Source organism: Corynebacterium mustelae (assembly GCF_001020985.1).
Lineage (GTDB): Bacteria > Actinomycetota > Actinomycetes > Mycobacteriales > Mycobacteriaceae > Corynebacterium > Corynebacterium mustelae.
In genome coordinates, this window is the sequence record NZ_CP011542.1 from 782,942 (window position 1) to 801,998 (window position 19,057).

16 protein-coding genes are annotated in these 19,057 nt (G+C 51.2%); 8 read left to right on the top strand and 8 right to left on the bottom strand.

The genetic code is table 11. The annotated features are described in order from the left end of the window. Window positions 1–599: 599 nt before the first annotated feature. Window positions 600–2,543 (top strand): hypothetical protein, encoded by a 1,944-nt coding sequence (locus CMUST_RS03670; RefSeq protein ID WP_236690148.1) that lies wholly within the window; start codon window positions 600–602, stop codon window positions 2,541–2,543. A gap of 130 nt (window positions 2,544–2,673) precedes the next feature. Here CMUST_RS03670 and CMUST_RS03675 read toward each other — a convergent pair whose 3' ends face one another. From CMUST_RS03675 to CMUST_RS03695, 5 genes are all read right to left on the bottom strand, one after another. Further along, complete coding sequence (locus CMUST_RS03675; protein ID WP_047261384.1) at window positions 2,674–3,498, bottom strand: carbohydrate ABC transporter permease; 825 nt, start codon at window positions 3,496–3,498, stop codon at window positions 2,674–2,676. Beyond that, entirely contained in the window at window positions 3,491–4,546 is a 1,056-nt protein-coding gene (locus CMUST_RS03680) for a carbohydrate ABC transporter permease (protein WP_047263340.1), read from the bottom strand. Before CMUST_RS03680 ends, CMUST_RS03675 begins: the two co-directional genes overlap by 8 nt. A gap of 112 nt (window positions 4,547–4,658) precedes the next feature. Continuing rightward, window positions 4,659–5,942: an ABC transporter substrate-binding protein gene (locus CMUST_RS03685; RefSeq protein WP_047261385.1), complete on the bottom strand. Its 1,284-nt coding sequence runs from the start codon at window positions 5,940–5,942 to the stop codon at window positions 4,659–4,661. Window positions 5,943–6,036: 94 nt separating this feature from the next. Further along, window positions 6,037–7,050, bottom strand: a complete 1,014-nt coding sequence (locus CMUST_RS03690) for an ABC transporter ATP-binding protein (protein ID WP_047261386.1) — start codon at window positions 7,048–7,050, stop codon at window positions 6,037–6,039. Between the two features lie 149 nt (window positions 7,051–7,199). Beyond that, on the bottom strand, window positions 7,200–8,786 hold the full coding sequence (locus CMUST_RS03695; protein ID WP_047261387.1) for an LCP family protein: 1,587 nt from the start codon (window positions 8,784–8,786) through the stop codon (window positions 7,200–7,202). A 145-nt stretch (window positions 8,787–8,931) separates the two neighbouring features. Between CMUST_RS03695 and CMUST_RS03700 the strand changes: the two genes are divergently transcribed. The 3 genes from CMUST_RS03700 (at window position 8,932) to CMUST_RS03710 (ending at window position 11,765) form a co-directional block, all read left to right on the top strand. Further along, window positions 8,932–9,828, top strand: a complete 897-nt coding sequence (locus CMUST_RS03700) for a glycosyltransferase family 2 protein (RefSeq protein WP_236690149.1) — start codon at window positions 8,932–8,934, stop codon at window positions 9,826–9,828. Between the two features lie 85 nt (window positions 9,829–9,913). Beyond that, on the top strand, window positions 9,914–10,987 hold the full coding sequence (gene manB, locus CMUST_RS03705; protein ID WP_047263341.1) for a mannose-1-phosphate guanylyltransferase: 1,074 nt from the start codon (window positions 9,914–9,916) through the stop codon (window positions 10,985–10,987). 478 nt (window positions 10,988–11,465) lie between these two features. Beyond that, window positions 11,466–11,765, top strand: a complete 300-nt coding sequence (locus CMUST_RS03710; RefSeq protein ID WP_047261389.1) for a WhiB family transcriptional regulator — start codon at window positions 11,466–11,468, stop codon at window positions 11,763–11,765. A gap of 201 nt (window positions 11,766–11,966) precedes the next feature. Here the strand turns inward: CMUST_RS03710 and CMUST_RS03715 are convergent, their stop codons facing one another. Beyond that, on the bottom strand, window positions 11,967–12,434 hold the full coding sequence (locus CMUST_RS03715) for a metallopeptidase family protein (protein ID WP_047263342.1): 468 nt from the start codon (window positions 12,432–12,434) through the stop codon (window positions 11,967–11,969). A gap of 200 nt (window positions 12,435–12,634) precedes the next feature. Here CMUST_RS03715 and CMUST_RS03720 point away from each other — a divergent pair, with 200 nt between their 5' ends. After that, entirely contained in the window at window positions 12,635–13,009 is a 375-nt protein-coding gene (locus CMUST_RS03720) for a DUF3499 domain-containing protein (protein WP_047263343.1), read from the top strand. A gap of 346 nt (window positions 13,010–13,355) precedes the next feature. Here the strand turns inward: CMUST_RS03720 and CMUST_RS03725 are convergent, their stop codons facing one another. Next, the gene (locus tag CMUST_RS03725; RefSeq protein ID WP_201779218.1) at window positions 13,356–13,694 is read right to left on the bottom strand and encodes an immunity protein Imm33 domain-containing protein; all 339 of its coding nucleotides are present in this window, start codon (window positions 13,692–13,694) and stop codon (window positions 13,356–13,358) included. A 435-nt stretch (window positions 13,695–14,129) separates the two neighbouring features. Here CMUST_RS03725 and CMUST_RS03730 point away from each other — a divergent pair, with 435 nt between their 5' ends. The 3 genes from CMUST_RS03730 (at window position 14,130) to manA (ending at window position 17,884) form a co-directional block, all read left to right on the top strand. Then, window positions 14,130–15,512 carry a phosphomannomutase/phosphoglucomutase gene (locus tag CMUST_RS03730; RefSeq protein ID WP_047261390.1) on the top strand — a complete coding sequence of 461 codons (1,383 nt, stop codon included), beginning with the start codon at window positions 14,130–14,132 and terminating at the stop codon, window positions 15,510–15,512. Window positions 15,513–15,633: 121 nt separating this feature from the next. Beyond that, window positions 15,634–16,650, top strand: a complete 1,017-nt coding sequence (locus CMUST_RS03735; RefSeq protein WP_047261391.1) for a MurR/RpiR family transcriptional regulator — start codon at window positions 15,634–15,636, stop codon at window positions 16,648–16,650. Window positions 16,651–16,690: 40 nt separating this feature from the next. After that, window positions 16,691–17,884: a mannose-6-phosphate isomerase, class I gene (gene manA / locus CMUST_RS03740; protein ID WP_047261392.1), complete on the top strand. Its 1,194-nt coding sequence runs from the start codon at window positions 16,691–16,693 to the stop codon at window positions 17,882–17,884. Here the strand turns inward: manA and CMUST_RS15785 are convergent, their stop codons facing one another. Further along, the gene (locus CMUST_RS15785; RefSeq protein WP_052844516.1) at window positions 17,885–18,583 is read right to left on the bottom strand and encodes a hypothetical protein; all 699 of its coding nucleotides are present in this window, start codon (window positions 18,581–18,583) and stop codon (window positions 17,885–17,887) included. It abuts the gene before it with no gap. Window positions 18,584–19,057 lie beyond the last annotated feature (474 nt).

Here is a 19,057-nt window from a genome sequence, read left to right on the forward strand (position 1 = left end):
GTTCTAATGGGGATGTTTAGCAATGAAATGGGTTTATGGGGAAATTTCAGTGATTTTGTCGTACTAATTTGGTGAGTTTTCTTTCCTCGTGACCTTGAATCTTGGTGCGGACACGATGCTAGACGAACGCTCATAATATCAAAAATGACCTTCAAAAAGGGGTGAAAGTACCAAAAGTAGCCAGTCTTCAACAGAATCTACTTTGTTATCAGATTTGTTGCCTTGCCTACAGTGAATTTCACTCACGCGAATTCATAGAAACCTTGGAAGCTGGCGAGATCAACGATCCAAGCTCGGCATGATGGTTATCGTAACAGGGCGGGGGTAATGGTAATGGGTTGATACTGAAATTTTTCAAGATATTTTTGGATCAATCTATGCTGAGACCAGCTAATTCGCTATTTAGAATTGATGCTGCTACCAAACTTTTTGGGGAGAGTGGAAGCGAAAATGGTTGACATTTTGTAAATAACCGGTAGGTTTAAAACCAGATTAGAGACATGATCGCCCTCACATTAGAGTTTGTGGCATGTTGCTTTGAGTAGCCTCTCTGGATTTTTGAGGGGCTACTCTTTGTTTTTACTTTGGAGAATGGTGAATTGCATTCGGATATTCTTGATAGGGCATTGTTTTTCATCAATTGCTTGAAAAAGACTTCAGATCGTTTTTCGTATTTTGAAACTTCTGCCCAACATATTTTGACGCCTCCAGAAGCAATTACCGAAGCCATTGAAGCCCTTAATGCCACTAATGATGATCCTGGACATGCATGGCAGGCAGTGAAATATGCCCTTGATCGGGTTGAGTTTGCTGTAAAACGATCGATCCTTGACAGATTTCTGAGTAGACAGGAATCATATAAAGCTTTCCGCCGGGAAAATAAGCAATTCCAGCAGCAACTTCAAGATGAAGGCGTTTGGAAGAAAAAGAAGAAACTAGTTGTTGAAAATGTCAATCGATTCCTTGACCTTCTTCACAATTTGGAAGATCAAGTGAAGCTTTCCTATGAAGATGAATTATTTGCCCAAGTTTTAACGACAGTTCAAAATGATGGCAATCCTACGACTGCCAGGCAAAAACTGATGAAACAAGCTCCAGAAGTTGCTGCGTATTTTTACCACCAAGGTCGAGATGTTGCATTCTTTGCTGATTCTCTGAAGGGTAATTTATCTCACGATAAACTCTCTGACACCACGAACGTTATTGAAATGATGAAAGGCGCGCTCTCCCAACCTGACAGTGATTTTTGGGTCGCGACTGTGATTACGGGATCGGTTAAAGCATCAATTGATCATTCTGGAGCGGAAGTAGTACTTTTTCCAAAACCTGACGGATGGCCAAATCAAAAAGGAAGCAAGTTTAAAAAATCTAAAAACTATCCTGATTCCGACTTGATTCGCTTTTGCTTTGAACATTGGGGAATCGACCACTTAACAAGTAGCACAGATCATAAGGTGTCTTGCCAAATTGTCATGTGGCCAGTAAAAGCAAAAGATCCTCGACAGGCTCAGCAACTTGCGCTTGATCTGGCTGAAGCGGCAATGGATCGGATAAATGCGGAACATCGAACCGGTGTTTTTGGTGTAAAACGAAAAGTTTTAGTGTGGGAAAAGGGTAAAAATGGAACTACACACTTATCGGATGACTTTGTGGAACCCATTGTCAACACTAGGTTAATGGTAAGTCATTCCGAGCCACATGTTAGTCGTTCTCTCCGATTTGCCTCTAAAGCATCTGCTGAAAGAGCCGGAGCGCTTTCAGTATTTTTTGGTTGGATGGCGTTAGAGTATTTAGGTAGGGGAAACAACAGTGATTCAACCCAGAATTTCGTCGCTAAGTCGGTGCCAAAAATCGTGGGTTTAGCCGCAATTCAACACTTGGCTATTGAAGTTTCTTTTACTCTATTACGGGGTTGTGATAAGAGCATTCTTCCAAAGGAACTCCGAGATACTCTCACCATTAGAAATGCGACGAATGGGCAGGATAAGGGTAAGAGTAATGGTGGAAGTTCTTCAGATAATAAAGTTGAGTTACATAATCTTGTACTACTGTTAATGGCTAAAAATCCTGAGACTAGTTCTTCTGCTGATTGGGAAAAATTAGCTGAAAAACTAAGGATAAGCACTGAAGGTGCAAAACTAGTAAAACAACAATTTGAAGACGAAATATCGAAGCTAGATGAGCTTGGTAAGACGCGTATTCGTTACATTCGAAGTCTCTACCAAAATCCGGATAAAATGGCTCAGTATTTGGAAAAGGTAAAAGATAGTGCTGACATTGTTTTACAAAGAATGCGGTTTGTAAGAAATCAAACTGCCCATTCTGATATTCCAGAGAGTCAGCGTTTCAGAGTTCTTTCGGAAGCGGCGGTGGCGATTCTTGATACTTGTTATCAAGCGCTAAATGGCTCTAAAATTAGCCCGGCCGAAGTGATTCGATTCCTAGCTGAAAGATACGACAGTGTTATTAAAGAGTTAAAAGAAAACGACTTGAAAAGGATCTTGACCCCTCACAGGATTTTTTGGTTGGAATCATCCGACTAATTTTCAAAGCTCCCCGATTGTTTACAATCGAGGAGCTTTAATAGACTCTCACTAGATGGTACACAGGTGGCCCCGAAAATAACCTCAGCGGAGCTGGGGAATCGAATTCTTGGGATCGCTGCTTAGCCAGCTAGGCCTTCACGCCACCGGCGGTGAGGCCGGAGACGATGCGGCGCTGGAATGCGAGGACCATGATAATCAGCGGGATGGTGACAAGCGCGCCCGCTGCCATGACGGAAGCATAGGGGTATTCGAAGTGGCTGTCGCCGGAGAAGCGGGCAATCGCGACCGTGACTGGCTCCGTGGCGTTGGTGGACAGCTGATTAGCCAGCATAAATTCGTTCCAGGTGGCGATGAAGCACAAAATCGCGGTGGTAAAAAGCGCCGGCGCGGCAAGTGGCAGCAAGACGGTGCGAAACGCCTGACCGCGGCTTGCCCCGTCCACCCGGGCGGCTTCTTCCAGCTCCCAGGGTAGCTGCCGGAAAAACGACGTGAGCGTGTAAATCGTCAACGGCAAGGCAAAGGAAATATTGGGGATAATCAGAGCCCGGTACTGGCCGATCCAGCCGAGGTCGCCAAATAATTGGAACAGCGGAGTGACCAAGGCGATGCCGGGGAACATGCTGGCCCCCAGGACGATTCCGGTGACGATGCCCTTGCCCCGGAAATCCACCCGAGCCAAGGCGTAGGCGGTGAACACCCCAACGGTGACGGCGATGAGGGTGGTTAAAAACCCGATCAGTAGTGAGTTGCCGATGGCGTTGAGGAAGTCGTTTCCTTTGTTCGTTGCCAGCGCGTCCTTGAAGTTTTGCAAGGTGACATGGGTCGGCCACGGGGTGGTGTCAAAGGTGTGGCGTTTATCGCGCAGCGCCGTGACCACCATCCAATAAAACGGCGCCAACCCCCAGATCAGGATAAGGATGACCCCGATGTAGTTGCTGATTGTTTTACGCATGGGGTTCTCCGATCGTGACGAGTGGCTGGATGGTGGCGGGTTGCTTTTCGACGCGTAACGGGTGGTCAGCTGCCTGCTGCTGGGCTTCTTCCCGGCGTTGAATCTTCTTTAGCTCGCGTTTCTCGGCGTTGCCAGATACGTCCGCGCCGAGGAAGCGGATCATGATGAAAGCCACAAAGAAGATCAGCAGGAAGATCATGGTGGATAACGCCGAGGCGGAATTGAAATTGTTTTGCCGAACGTCAGCGACCACCAATTGCGACACCGTGGCGGTGGGGGAGTTAGCCGAGGAGGAAATCAAAATTACTGGCAGGTCGTACATGCGCAGCGCGTCTAGGGTGCGGAATAAGATTGCCACCATTAACGCCGGTTTGACCAGCGGCAACGTGATAAGCCAGAACTGTTTCCAGGTGGATGCGCCGTCGACCTTGGCGGCCTCATAGACATCCTTCGGGATCATTTGCAGCCCAGCTAAGATCAACAGCGCCATGAATGGGGTGGTTTTCCAAACATCGGCGATGATGACGGCAAACCGGGCGGCCCACGGATCGGTGGTCCAGGAAATGGGGGTTCCGAGCAGGGAATTAATAATGCCGCGATCAGCAAAAATGAATTGCCAGAGTTTTGCGGTCACGGCGGTGGGGATTGCCCACGGGATAAGCACGGCGGCACGCAGGAAGGCACGGCCCCTAAATTCCCGGTGCATGACTAAAGCCATGAGCATTCCCAGGACAATTTCCAGACTGACCGTCACCACGGTGAAAAAGAGCGTATTGCCCACGGCGGGCCAAAAGTCGGTGGATAAAACCCCCGGTGGGCAGGCGCCGATTTCGCCGGATGGGGTCATGCAGCGTTGGGTGAGCCAATAAACGTAGTGGTCGAATCCGGCGAAACCGCCTTGGACGAAAACCCCGGTTTCGGGATCAAGGTGCTTATCGGATTGGAAGGAGAGGTAGATGGCGCGGATAATCGGATAACCGATCACGACCGCCAAAACAACCAGCGACGGGACAATAAGGTATATGGCGGCTCGTGAGTTTTTGACCACGGTTTCCTCACCTTTCGTTAGATGCAAAACACCCAAAACCACTACCCGAAAAAGGGGCAAATGGTTTTGAGTGTCAGCTTAGCAGTACTACTGGAGTAGATTTGCCGAGTTTCTATTTAGCGGCCTCAATAGCTGCCTTCATGTCAGCGGTGGCATCATCCACGCTCTTGTCAGCGGTCAGCGCAGCGTAGGAGTTATCCTGAACTGCCTTGGAAATAGCTGGGTAGAACGGGGAAGCTGGCCGTGGAACTGCGTTTTCCAGCGAGGTCTTCAGTGCTGGGAAGAACGGGTACTTCTCAATCAACGCCTCATCGTCATAGATGGAAGCAAGTACTGGTGGGAAGGAATTCTCCGCGAAGTACATCTGGTTTTCTTCCGAGATGACGAACTCGATGAAGTCGCGGGCAGTGGCCTTGTGCTTGGAGTTGACATTAATGCCATTGTTGAATCCGCCCAGGGTGGATACACCAACACCATCTTTGCCGACCAATGGCTGAACCTCGAACTTGTCAGCTACCTTGGATTCCTCGCCCTTGGCCAGGTCATACATGTACGGCCAGTTGATCGCGTAGGAGGTTTCACCACCGGTGAATGCCAGGTGGGTCTCTTGTTCGGTTGCCGAGGTCGAAGCCTTGGAAATCACGCCATCTTTGTAGGCGTCGACCAAGGTTTGCAAACCTTCCTTGGCTTCTGGGGAATCCACGACGGGTGCCCCGGACTCATCTAGGACGTGACCGCCCCAGCCTTCAACGAAGCCGAGGGTGTTTACGGTAAGACCTTCGTATTGCTTCAATTGCAAAGTTAAGCAATCAACGTTTGCTTCCTTCGCCTTTTCGCAGGAATTCTTCAAATCCTCAAAAGTCGTCGGCGCATCGGGCTGGATTTCGGTATTGCGGAAGAGCAATTGGCCGTTGGTGTTCTGTGGCAATGCATAGAGTTTGCCGTTATATGTACCGGAAGCCACGGTTGGCTGTAGTAGCTTGCTGGTGTCCACCGCCATGTCGCCTTCCAGTGGTTCTAACCACTGATTTGCGGCGAATTCTGCGGTCCACACAACATCGAGTGCCATAACATCTACGTCGTCGTTGCCTGCCTGCAAGGTTTGTACCAGGGAATCGCGTTGATCGTCGGATTCGCCAGCTAGTTCCTTGAAGGTGACTTTTTCGTCTGGGTGGGTTTCATTCCATTTATCAATCACATGAATGAGTTTTTCGGAATCCACTTTGCCCATAGCGTAGGTGATGGGGCCGCGGCCTTCTTCTGAAGATGCAGAACCGGTGGAACCTGCGGAATCGGTACCGGAGGTTGAGGAACCAGTGTCGCTACAACCGGTGAGGATCAGTGCGCTGGCAAACCCCAGAGCGGCAATAGACTTACGAGTCAATCGAAGTGCCATAAAGGTACAACCTTTCTAAAAAATAGTTGCTTACCCTCAAAATGTAGTAGTGAAATGTCTGTTTTGGGGCGAATTAAGCAAAAATTGTGGGGTTTTATTGCCGAATCCCAGTATCGGCATTGAAGTGGTGGGCGGATTGTGGATTAAAACTCAACATGATTTCTTGGTTAGGATCGAAGCGTTGATTGCCACGTAATTTAGCCACCAAGGTGGTGCCATCACCAGTGGCGGCGTACACATAACTTTCCGCACCCAGCTCCTCAACTATGGCGACTCGGGCAGCAATGGCCGCCCACCCCGGTTGGGGGTGATTGACCACGAGCATGTGTTCGGGGCGAACACCGATCGTGGTGAGCGTGCCGTTGACGGTAGCGGGGAACAAATTCATAGCTGGCGAACCGATAAACCCAGCAACAAACGCGTTCGCTGGTGCGTCGTAAAGCTCCCGCGGGCTGGCTACCTGCTGCAATACCCCATCCTTAAGTACCGCCACCCGGTCGCCCATAGTCATCGCCTCAACCTGGTCGTGGGTGACATACACCGTGGTCACCCCCAGGCGACGTTGCAGCGCGGCAAGCTCCGTACGGGTCTGTACTCGAAGCTTCGCATCAAGATTCGACAGCGGTTCGTCCATCAAAAACACCTGTGGGTTACGCACGATCGCCCGCCCCATGGCGACGCGCTGGCGTTGACCACCGGAAAGATCCTTCGGCTTGCGCTCTAAAAGTTCCGAAAGCCCAAGAATCTCAGCCGCTTCTTCTACCTTGGCATCTATCTCCGATTTAGGTAATTTAGCTAGCTTTAACGGGTAACCAATGTTTTTTCGCACGGTCATATGCGGGTAAAGCGCGTACGTCTGGAACACCATCGCGATATCACGTTGTGCGGGTTCCAAACCGGTGACATCGCGGTCGCCAATCAGGATTTGTCCCTCCGTTACCGGCTCAAGCCCGGCCAATGCCCTAAGCGAGGTGGATTTTCCGCAGCCAGAGGGACCCACCAAGACCAAAAACTCACCGTCGGCGATTTCCAAATTAAGCTTTTCGACGCTTGGTCGGGCTGCGCCGGGGTAGGTGATGGTGACATTAGCGAAAGTAACCTGTGCCATGGCTACCAACCTAACAGCAGAAGGCAGAAATAGTGGAAGTTTTGCTTTTTCTAGTTCTGCCGGAAGAAGCCCTCGTATCCTGAATCCGCCCAGGCGGTCTATATGAGCACCTGGTTAGATGGTTTCAACGATGTAGAGAACAACTAGCACTAATTCACGCAGCGTGGACCGGTACCACCTGCATCAATGACAGGTGACAGATTTTCCTCTTCCAGCTTGGAGCCCGCCTGACCAACGGTCTTACTTGCCGCCGAAGATTGCGAGGTGGAGCTGGCGGCAGAGGTTGGAGTTCCGGTAGGGCCGTTGTAGTCTGCGGCGGTGACTACGGCGATGGTAGTTGCATCAAGGGAAGCACTTGCTGCTATGGGCAAACCACCGAGTTTTTGTGCGATGGCTAAGGCATCGGGATTGGTGGTGTCAGCAGCAAGAACCTGGGATTGGAAGTAGAGGCCTTCCTGGGCATTGGTGGTATCCGCGATCCGGTATCCCGCTTCCGATAGGAAACCACCAACACTAGCGGCCAAACCGGAGGTAGTAGAAGCGTTAAGTACTAAAACCTCAACATTGGGGTTAACTGTTGGGCTCGTTGGGCTGGTCGGATCGGGTGCCAGGCTCGGCGGAGCCGGTGCAGGCGCGGTGCCTAGAAGTTCATTGAAATAGTCGTGTACTTCATCGACGTCGACGGTAACCACAGATTCACCGTAGTCGCCGACACCGTCGATGGAGGTCACCGGAATGGTATTGAACTTCACGTTTCCACCAGCGAGGTTCTGCAGCTGAATGGCGAAATTCATCACGTCCCAATCCTTGTCAATGGTGACTGACCGGGTAACGGCATCGCCAAGACTAGCTAGTTTTCCTGGAGAGGCCAGTGTGCCGGAGGAAAGAACCTTGGATACTAGTGAGGCCATGAACGCCTGCTGGCGAACAATTCGGTCAAGGTCGCCCCGGGGTAGGCCATGCCGTTGCCGTACGAAAGCTAAACCCTGAGCGCCGTTAAGCGTTTGCACACCAGATTTGAAGTCCGCGCCGGAATATTCGTCGAATACATCGTCGTTAAGGCATACCTCCACGCCACCAACGGCATCGGTGAGTAGCACGAAGCCGAGCAGACCAACCTCGGCATAATGGTCAACGGTAATTCCGGTGAGATCACTGACTGCCTGGATAAGGCCCTGGCGTCCGGCGTCTTTCGACTTTTCCTCTAATTCGCGTTCATCAACGTTTCCAGTTTCAAATAATCGTTCTTTTTCGAAGGCTTTGTGATGGGAATAAACGCCATTGATTTTTAGATTCCCGATTGCGTCATCGTGGACGTAAGTATCCCGTGGAATGGAAATCGCGGTGGCTGATGAGCCGTCATTAGGAATACGAATCACCATGATGGTGTCAGTATTATCAGCTTCTTCATCACCGGCGTGTAAAAGGTCGATTTCCTCTTGCGTAAGGGGGTTACCCTGAGCATCGGTTCGAGAATCGGAACCAACCAGAAGAATGTCGGTGGCCCCGTCGGCAGCTTCTTTCAGCCCCTGGTCACCACCTAATTCCAAGGTGCCGGAGGATACGTTAGTGTCGATTCGGCCAACGGTCCAATAACCTACGCCGGAAACCACCAGCACCAGGGCAGACAAAAATGACACCAGCGCTTTGACCGCAGCTGGACCCTGCTGATGGGTGTCGGGGCCGAGCTGCGGTCGCGCCTGAATGTCGCGCGTGTGGCGCTGATGTTCACTCATTGGCTACCGGATTCTCCTTTTCGCCTAAGAATAACCGAAGTGTGTTTAAGAATATCTTGTTCTTCGACAGGAAACACGTTGGTGGGAAGGTGTTAAAGAGACTTATAGCGCCTGACACAGTAAACTCGACGAGGTGAATAACGAGGTGAATACGCTAAAAAAGCCCATTGCTGTGATTACCGTGACCTACTCGCCGGGTGATTATCTCCGCAGCTTCTTAGATTCTGTGTCTCATGCCACAGTTTTGCCGACGCAGGTTTTTTTAGCTGATAACGGTTCGACTGATGGGGTTCCTGAGAAAGCGGCAATGGAATACGACAATGTTGAGTTCTTAGCAACCGGCGGCAATGTTGGTTACGGAACGGCCATTAATATCGCAGCACGTAGGATAGCGTCGCTTATCGACGCGGGCGAGATTGATCCTAACTACTTCGTGATTTCTAATCCAGATGTTGTATTTGACCCAGGCAGTATTGATGAAATGCTGGCGTGCGCGACGCGTTGGGCTGATCGCAATGTTGCAGATGTTGGTCCGTATATCAGGCAATCCGACGGCTCAGCCTATCCCTCAGCACGAGCTATCCCAACGCTAAGGAACGGGATTGGGCATGCGCTGTTTTCGGGAATATGGCCGTCGAATCCATGGTCCCGCTCCTACCGAGATAATGCTGTGATGGATGTTGAACGCACTGCAGGTTGGTTGTCTGGCTCCTGCCTTTTGGTCAAATGGGATGCTTTTAATGCCATCGGCGGTTTTGACGAGCGCTATTTCATGTATATGGAGGATGTTGATCTTGGCGACCGATTTGGGCGAGCAGGCTTTTGCAATGTGTTTTGCCCAACTGCCCAGATCACTCACGCGGTGGGGCATTCTGCGGGTAAACATCCTGAGAAGATGCTGCCTGCTCATCATGAGTCGGCGTACCGGTTCCAGGCGGATCGTCATCCGTATTTTTGGCAAGTGCCGATTCGGGTAGCGCTAAAAGTGGGGCTTAAATTGCGTGCGGCTATCGTAGTTGCGCTGGCTAAGATGAAAAAATGATTGAGAGACAGCCTATGCAGCTGTAATCGTTAAAACAAAAACTATCGATACACAAGCCAAGGAAAGACGAGTGAATACCCAGCACATGACATCTAACACTGATGCGGTTATTTTGGTCGGCGGTAAGGGAACCAGATTGCGTCCGCTGACGGTTTCGACGCCCAAGCCGATGCTGCCCACCGCTGGTGTGCCATTCTTAAGTCACTTATTGGCGCGAATTAAAGCTGCCGGGATCACTCATGTGGTTTTGGGGACGTCATTTCATGCTGAGGTCTTTGAAGAATACTTCGGAAACGGTGAAGATTTAGGACTTGAAATCGAGTACGTCGTTGAGGAGGTTGCTCTTGGTACAGGTGGTGGTATCCGAAATGTCTATGACAAACTCCGTGGCGACACCGTCATGGTTTTCAACGGTGATGTCCTCGGCGGGACGGATCTTAAAGGCATTCTCGCCGCCCACCAGGAAAAAGACGCGGATGTGACACTGCACTTGGTGCGTGTGCCCGATCCCCGTGCCTTTGGTTGTGTACCAACAGATGAGTCAGGGCGGGTGCAGGCGTTCTTGGAAAAGACCGAAGACCCACCGACGGACCAAATCAATGCAGGTTGCTATGTTTTTCGTCGGGAATTAATAGCGGAGATACCCGCTGGCCGGGTGGTGTCAGTAGAGCGGGAAACTTTTCCGAAGTTATTGGAAGACGGACGCGCAGTCTACGGCTATGTTGATAATTCTTACTGGCGAGATATGGGCACTCCGGCGGATTTCGTCCGTGGTAGCTCTGATTTGGTGCGTGGTATTGCTCCTTCGCCATTACTGGTGGGGCGAACCGGTGAATCGTTGGTTCATGATTCGGCAATGGTTAAGGATGGCACGCTGCTATTGGGTGGTACGGTGATCGGTCGCGGCACGGAAGTTGGTCCAGGCTGTCGGTTGGATGATGTGGTGGTATTCGATGGGGTGACCATTGAACCGGGTGCAGTAATTGAGGACTCAATCATTGCACATGGTGCTCGCATCGGCGCGAATGCCCGAATTCGGGGGTGCGTTATTGGGGAGGGGGCGCATATTGGTGCCCGATGCGAATTGCGTGACGGTGCTCGGGTGTGGCCAGGAGTTGAGATTCCAGATAACGGAATTCGCTTTAGCTCGGATGCTTGAGTATCTTAAATAAATCAAAATATCCGCTTGTCAGCACATATGCAGCAAGCGGATTTTTAAGTTTTTTACAGGCTTTTGCGCTTGTTGCGCACGATTTTGACCATAACACTTCCATATTGTTACCCTTGCGTTATTTTTTGGGGGTATACACAACATATAGTACCCCCGCCAAGTACCCCGCTGAGTGACGCAATGTGAATGGAGTGACTGGTGTGATTAACCAACTGCGGAAATGAATTTTGCCCGGAAAAATCATTGCGTTTAGCTTGACGACATATTGTGTTTACGTGTTGAATCGCAGGTGTGTAATTCGCAGAGTGATTCCCGCATCTCCCCTGTGGGGTTTAGCGGTACCGCATCATATAGATGTAAATATCGCTATTGTCGCTAGGTGAGTACTTAAGTAAGTAAGTAAGTGCCTTGAACTTTTAACCTTGTAAGTGATAGGCAGAAGTAGCAACGAGGAGAGGAGTGTGGCGTGGATAACATGGCAAGTAACGCCGCGCCTCGCACTCGGTCAGCGCTTGCAATGACCCTTGATGACCTGTTTGGTGCAGTGGAGCAGGAGTGGCAAGAGCAAGCGTTATGTGCGCAGACCGACCCGGAAGCGTTCTTCCCCGAAAAGGGCGGTTCCACCCGTGAAGCTAAGCGTATCTGTCAGGCATGTTCCGTTAGGGATGAGTGCCTGGAATACGCGCTAGAACATGACGAGCGCTTCGGTATCTGGGGCGGCTTGTCAGAGCGTGAACGGCGCCGTTTGAAACGGGATATTGTGTAATTCGACTATTGAGCTTGTAGCGCATCCATATGGGTGTGTAAGCGATGGTGGAAAGTCACATGGCTAATTCCAGTGTGTTGTCAGTCCTTCTGACATCGACTGGAATTTTTTCTTTCCTATCTAAAGCATCGTTAGTTAAAACTAATGTGTTACACGAAAAATAAAAATTTTTGAAAATTTGTTTAGCAGTTGCAGAAAAACTTACAACGGCCGAAAATTCGGGTCAATATCTTCAGGTGCTACATTCAGGTAGTGTGCAACAAGTTGCGCCAAAACCATCGCTAGTAGCTCTTGGCGTTCAGCGGAATCCCGGCAACGTTGTTCAATAGGCATCCGGAACAACACAATGCGGGCGCGGGTGGGGCGGCCATGTGAATCAATTCCTGCTTGTATGACTCGGCCTAGTGGAACTGGACCATCGGCCACGATTTCTTCCGGGAATGAATCAACATCTGCATTTAGGCGCATCCGGGGAATGGTGTCCACCGCAATATCGAGTTGACTTAAGTTATCCGCGAATCGGTGTTGGATGGGGGCATAGGCTTCTAATACTGCGGCATCAAAGATCTGGGTGCGGTTGCGAAAACGGGGAACCTCAAAGGGAAGGATTGGTCCGCGTAATCCCCGTCCGTGTCGATCGCGTGGGCGTCGGTTTCGTCCACCGCTCATGCGATTCCGACCGGCCCCGTTACCTGGGGCTATATGGCTCACCTTGCCGCTTGGATCAGCAGAATTGTGGCCTAAGGGGGAGGAATCGTTTTCGCGCATACTTGATAGCCTAAACTCTTGGTCCCAGACAGGGGGAACGTGGCGCGCCGAAGATGCCCTAGGTATCGAAAAACCTCATGATTGTGTCTAAACTTTGTTGCGTGAATCAGTTCCGTCGTTGTTCTCGTCCCGGTTGCGGCCAACCCGCCGTTGCGACGCTTACATATGCGTATGCACATTCCACCGCATTCATTGGGCCGCTGGTAAGCAACGACGATCCGCATAGTTGGGACCTGTGCGAACGGCACGCTTCTAAGATTACGCCGCCATTGGGGTGGGAATTATTGCGGGTAACTGAGGTTGAAGATGACGAAGATCTCACGGCCTTAGCCGAGGCGGTGCGAGAAGCTGGACAGACTACTTCGGGGCTCATGGAATCGGAAGAACATGTGCCCAATCACCCGGTACGTAGGCCACCGCACAAGATAACTCGCCGGGCGCACTTGTCCGTCGTGCCCGACAACGATGATCAATAGAAAGCCCGACAACAAAGTGTTTCACACCACATCGTAGCGTGTAGTGACAAAACAACAGCATACTTTTAGCTTGTACGGTTCTAGTGCTGCATTTTCCGAGGGTTTCGTGGGAATTTGATATAACACCTAGCAGCTCGGTTACTATTTGCAGTGAGCCTTACGGATATAACGGGTTATTTTCACTTTGGGGAGATTGAGTCCCGAAAGGGGCAAGTGACTTATAATTTCGAGACCCTTGTGGGATATAGAGAGGAAACACGCGGCTGATTCGCCTGCGGAGATGCGGTGTCTTGTGGGGCACGCCATCCACCTGTCCGGTTATGCGTACCGCATCAAAAAGGTTCTGCTAGTCTTTCAATTCATCCTCGTGGTAGATGTCTTCGTAGCCGTTATCATCAATGATGAATCTGTAGCCGTAGTCGAGACCAAGGTAGGGCAAGGCTTGCGGCAGCTTCTCAGCGAGGTGTTCGATGCATACTACATCATAAAAATCGGCGTCACCAGGATTCTCGCCGCAGTGGATGTACCAGGTGATTTCGTTCGGGTTGGTGGTTTTGGGAATAAGCCGTGCCCCATAGGTCGGAATTTTCCCGAGTGAAGACAGGGCGAGCGCAATACGGCTACCAGGGGCTGGAAACCTATTGACACAACCGACGGAATCGCAGATTTCTTTGGGGGTTTTCATGCGTTCGACTTTAACAGCCCGTGGTAGGTGCTGCTGATGTTTTCCAGCTACCTATAGCCGATGCCGAATCTTAGTGTGGTACAAACGGGAATACGGGGCGCAGGCACTGTTTTTCTTCATCTTCTTCAGGGGATAGTAAGTGTTTTTGTGGAACACCTTTTACGAAAGCCGTAGAACACGTCTCTCAACCTATTACCATAAAACTCGTTTTGCGCAGTTTCGGGTCGGAATTTTGCTGAAGTTTTCTGTGGGTGTTTGATGTAGTAGCTGGGGAAAGGTCGCTGCTTAGTGCTGGGCTGTGGATAGTACGACTGAAAGAATTTGGTGGGAAGATAATGCATCTTTAACCACTGTGGGTGCGGGGATTGCCGGGTGAACCGGGTAAAATCATTCCAGTTGTGGTTTATCAACTCTTTGGATACTTGTTAGGAAAACATGCGCACCCGTGAATCTGTCACTGAAATCATTAAAGCCTACGATGTTCGGGGCATAGTGGGGGAACAAATAACTGCCGACTTCATTCATGATGTCGGAGCAGCCTTCGGTAATCTTATGCGGGCAGAAGGGCAGACTGCGGTTGCGATCGGGCATGACATGCGCCCCAGCTCACCGGAATTGGCGCAAGCGTTCGCTGATGGGGTGCGTGCCCAAGGCTTAGATGTGGTCATGCTGGGTTTGACCAGCACGGATCAGCTGTATTTTGTTTCCGGGGTTCGGGATATTCCTGGTGCAATGTTCACTGCTTCGCATAATCCTGCGGAATATAACGGCATTAAAATGTGCCGATCGGGGGCACGCCCAGTGGGGCAAGAAACTGGGCTAGCTGCCATCATCGATATGCTTATCGCGGGTGTTCCGCTTTTCGACGGTAAGCCAGGTGGTCAAACCACCGAGGATTCCTTGGCAGCGTACGGCGAATTCTTGCGATCCTTGGTTCCGCTTTCGAGCATCCGGCCGTTGAAAGTCGCAGTTGATGCTGCAAACGGCATGGCGGGTCATACCGTTCCCGAAGTTTTCCGTGGATTGCCGTTAGAGATCATCCCGTTGTATTTCGAATTGGATGGCACGTTCCCGAATCATGAGGCTAACCCACTTGATCCTAAGAACTTAGTCGATCTTCAAAAATTCACAGTGGAGGTTGGGGCGGATATCGGATTGGCCTTTGACGGCGATGCTGATAGGTGTTTCGTGGTGGACGAAACTGGAAGTCCGGTGAGCCCGTCGGCGATTTGTGGGATCATTGCACAGCGCTATTTGGCGCAGCAGCCAGGCGCAACCATTATCCATAACTTGATCACATCGAAGGCGGTTCCCGAAATCATTCGTGAAACTGGTGGTCAGGCAGTTCGTACCCGCGTGGGGCACTCGTTTATCAAAGCTAAGATGGCCGAACACAACGCGTTGTTCGGTGGCGAGCATTCCGCGCATTATTATTTCCAAGATTTCTTCAACGCTGACTCTGGAATTCTTGCGGCAATGCATGTGCTTGCGGCATTGGGGCAAAGCGATCAGCCGTTAAGCGAATTGATGCATACATACGATCGGTATCATGCATCAGGTGAGGTGAATTTCCGGTTGGATTCGGCTGAGCAGCAAGCACAGCGCACCGCAGCTGTCCTAGAAGCGTTCGCCGAGCGCACGGAAAGCGTCGACAAGCTCGACGGAGTAACCGTGGATGTGAAGGATTCGCCCGCCTGGTTTAACCTGCGTGCCTCCAACACAGAGCCCTTGCTGCGGTTGAATGTGGAAGCGGACACTCCCGAAGCCGTAGCTGCACTGGTTGCGGAAATCAGCGCCATCATTGTGCCGCACTCGTAGCGGAATTCGGTGTAGCCTGTGATGTATTATCGCAGCTAATTGCCTAGATTAGGTGGGTCGCTAACCCCGGTTTTCCCAGGGGTGCGCGGTCATGTCGTGGTGATGCGTAGGATAGCAAGGTATGAATGGATATGACCCTCTTGCGGTCGCGTTTTACGATATCGCCCATGAAGGGGCACAGATCCGGGCGATCGCGGGCGCAATCGAATCCTCTATCGATCCCGTTCCCGATGCGTTTGGGGTGATTCGGCCGGGCCTAGCTAGTTTGGCCGGAGTACGAGCGCGCAGCATCGTGCTACTGTGTGCCGATGATCTCAGTGCTAAATGCGCTCAGCTGGCAGTGGCCATGGCTCAGCCGTTGGCAGTTCCTTTGGTCGTTACCGACAGCCTGCCGGGCTATATTGGTGCGCTAGATGTGCTGATTGTTCTGAGTGAAAAAGGCGAAGATCAAGCCATCGCGCGGGCAATGTCGCATGCGGTGACTCGGGGTGTGCCAACCGTGCTAGTGGCTCCAGGGGAGAGCCCATTAGCCACAAATGCACCTAACCGGGCCATCATTATTCCGCATTTACCTAATAGTGTAGGGCCAAGCCCGATGCGGGGATTGTGCTCGATACTTGCTGTTTTAGAACTAGCAGACCTTGATGTGTTATTGGTGGTGCAAAAACTTCATGATTGGGCGGCAGGGGTTGATGAAGAATTAGAAAGCTGTTCTCCGGAACGCGATCACATGGTAAACCCGGCTCGGCAACTAGCTCAGTTAAACGGCACCCTTGTTCACAGTGCACTTCACCCGGTTGGCCGAGGTGTAGCGGATCTAGCCGCGACGTTGTGGGCTATGAACGGTCGGGGTGGATCAGTATTGTCTATGCCGGAGCTCATGTATGCACAACGTAATTTTCCGCAGGCACAACCCGATATTTTCTACGATCCGTTACTCGATCCGAGCCCCGGCCTGCTACCGTTGAAGGCCGTTGTGTGGTGCGCGCCGGATAACCAGCCGCCTGGGCCGCCGGGTTCATTTTCGGTGACGATCTCGTCGCCGCTTGCGCCTAGCAGCGTGTTACGACTGGTAACACGTGCATTCGCCGCCACCGCATTTTTTAGTTTCGACAGCACCGATTCCGCAGATTACTAGCCGGAGCGGACTGGAAAAGTAGAAAGACTGACGTTTTTTCATGTTGCTTCTTCGTCCACGCACGCAAACCTATCCGTGGGGTTCTAAAGATCTCATTGCCAGGTTGCGCGGGCACACATCCGCATCTCATCCTGAGGCGGAGTTATGGTATGGCGCTCACCCTGGCGGTTCGGCCACTGTTGATAACCGGACGCTTACAGCAGTTATCTCTGCGGATCCCGAGTACCACCTTGGTACTTCCGTACGCGAGAAATATGGGGACCGGTTACCGTTTTTACTCAAGATTCTTGCCGCTGCCGAGCCGTTATCGCTTCAAGCACACCCATCGTTTGCCCAAGCTAAAGAGGGGTTTGCCAGGGAAAATGATGCGGGTATTGATATTCGGGCGCCGCATCGAAACTATAAAGATGATAATCACAAGCCGGAACTTATTGTTGCGCTCACAAAGTTTCACGCTATGGCCGGTTTCCGACCGCTTTCGCGAACTCGTGAGCTATTCGACGCGTTAAAGTGCCCCACCTTAGATCGGTGGGTGGGGATCGCCGAGGGGGAAGGCAGCGAAGGCGATCACCTTCGGGCGCTTTTTACCACCTGGATTTCAATCCCGGCAACTGTGCGTAAAGAGCTAATCGACGACATAGTTGATGCCGCACGCACAGTGGTTGCTGCGGGCAGTGAGGAATCTGATGGAACCGAACCGTGGATTATCGAAACGCTCAGCAACATCATTGAACTTGATTCGCGCTATCCTGGCGATGTCGGAGTGCTCGGCGCGTTACTACTGAATTATGTCGTGATTGAGCCTGGTGAAGCCGTGTTTTTACACGCTGGCAATTTGCATGCATATTGTAAAGGGCTAGGGGTGGAGATCATGGCTAATTCCGACAACGTGCTGCGTGGCGGATTGACATCTAAGCATGTAGATGTCCCGGAGCTTGTACGGGTATTGGATTTCCGGGCAGTTACTGATCCACGAATTGAAAGCGAAGGCGGATGGTTTCGCACTCCAGCCGAAGAATTTGCCCTCGCCAAAGTGGAGGTTGATGGCACCACTGAGGTGATTTGTCGGGGGCCGCGCATTGCGTTGTGCACTGCCGGAGAGATCTCGGTGGCGGTGGGGGAGTCCGAAGTACAATTAAACCCCACCCAAGCTGTGTGGATTGCTGCTGGTGAAAGCGAACAAATAACAGTCTCTGGGCGGGGTCAAGTGTTTATCGCGACCGTGAATAACTAGTTACCGCAAGTCGGTTGGCTCGGCATTTGTCGACGGGGCCGATTCCGGTGACATTTCCCTGCCCCCAGATGGCGAAGCCGCATCGGTGTTGCTTGTCGATTCCGTGCTGCTTGTACCTGGAGTCGATGTCGGCGGAACCGGTTCGTTAGGCACAGTATTCGGCGGAACTGGCACCTGTGGGACTGGTGGAACCGTCGTGGTGGTTGGTGACGGTGTTCCTGTTGGTACAGGAGGTTCAGTTCGGTCCGTCGTGGTAGTTGTAGGTTGGTTGTCACGACCACCTGGACTACCTGGTCGTGGATTTTCACGATTGTTCTGTGGTGAACGTGCAACTGATTCGGTTTCAATTGCAACTGGAGGGACAAACGTGTTTACCGTGGTGGTGAGAGAAGGCTGCGAAATACGCTCCGGGGCGATATACGCTCGAGGCGGCAAAAGAGGATCGTTGACAACATCCTCACTCAGATTGGGTGTGGCAACCGGTGTAGGATTCTGTGTTTTTTTACCCGGAGCGGTGGATGTGGCCAGTTTTTCAGATTCCCCTGCAACCAACGACGGAGCGACACCTGCCTCATTTGCTGTGGTAGATGACCTAGTTGCGATACTACTTTGCCATACCACAAGCCCAACAAGTGCCGCGATTGCGAATCCGGTAGACACGATCGCAAAGAATCGGCGGGTGGTGGACCCACTATTCATAAGCGCCTCTGCTTCCTTCAAGTCGCTGTCTTGCTAGTGCGAAGTGATCTTTTCGTAAACTTTGTTAATTCTGTTAAAGCTGTCACTGTCTGTGGCAGCAGTTGGAGAATGAAACCTGTGCGAAATTTGTAAAGAAAGTGCAAAATTTCATTTTCCAATGATCGACCTTAACACAAACGTTATAGAACGGGGGGAAGAAGATTGGCTGCTTTGATAAAAATTAGCTAAGAAAATCTTCCCTGTGAGGTCGGTCTATATTGTTTATAGGGCTGGTCAGGCGCGGCGTTACGGTTGTATAAAGGGCTATAGAGAGATTTGTGCAACATAAACGCAACGGCTAATACGCAAACGCGTATCAAAGGAGTGGAGGTATGGCTGCAAGTTGTATGTAACATGAGTTTTACCAACGTCGAGAAGCTCGATGAAATAACGAAAAACACAAACCATTTCCGCAGCAATGCATGTAGTTGCACA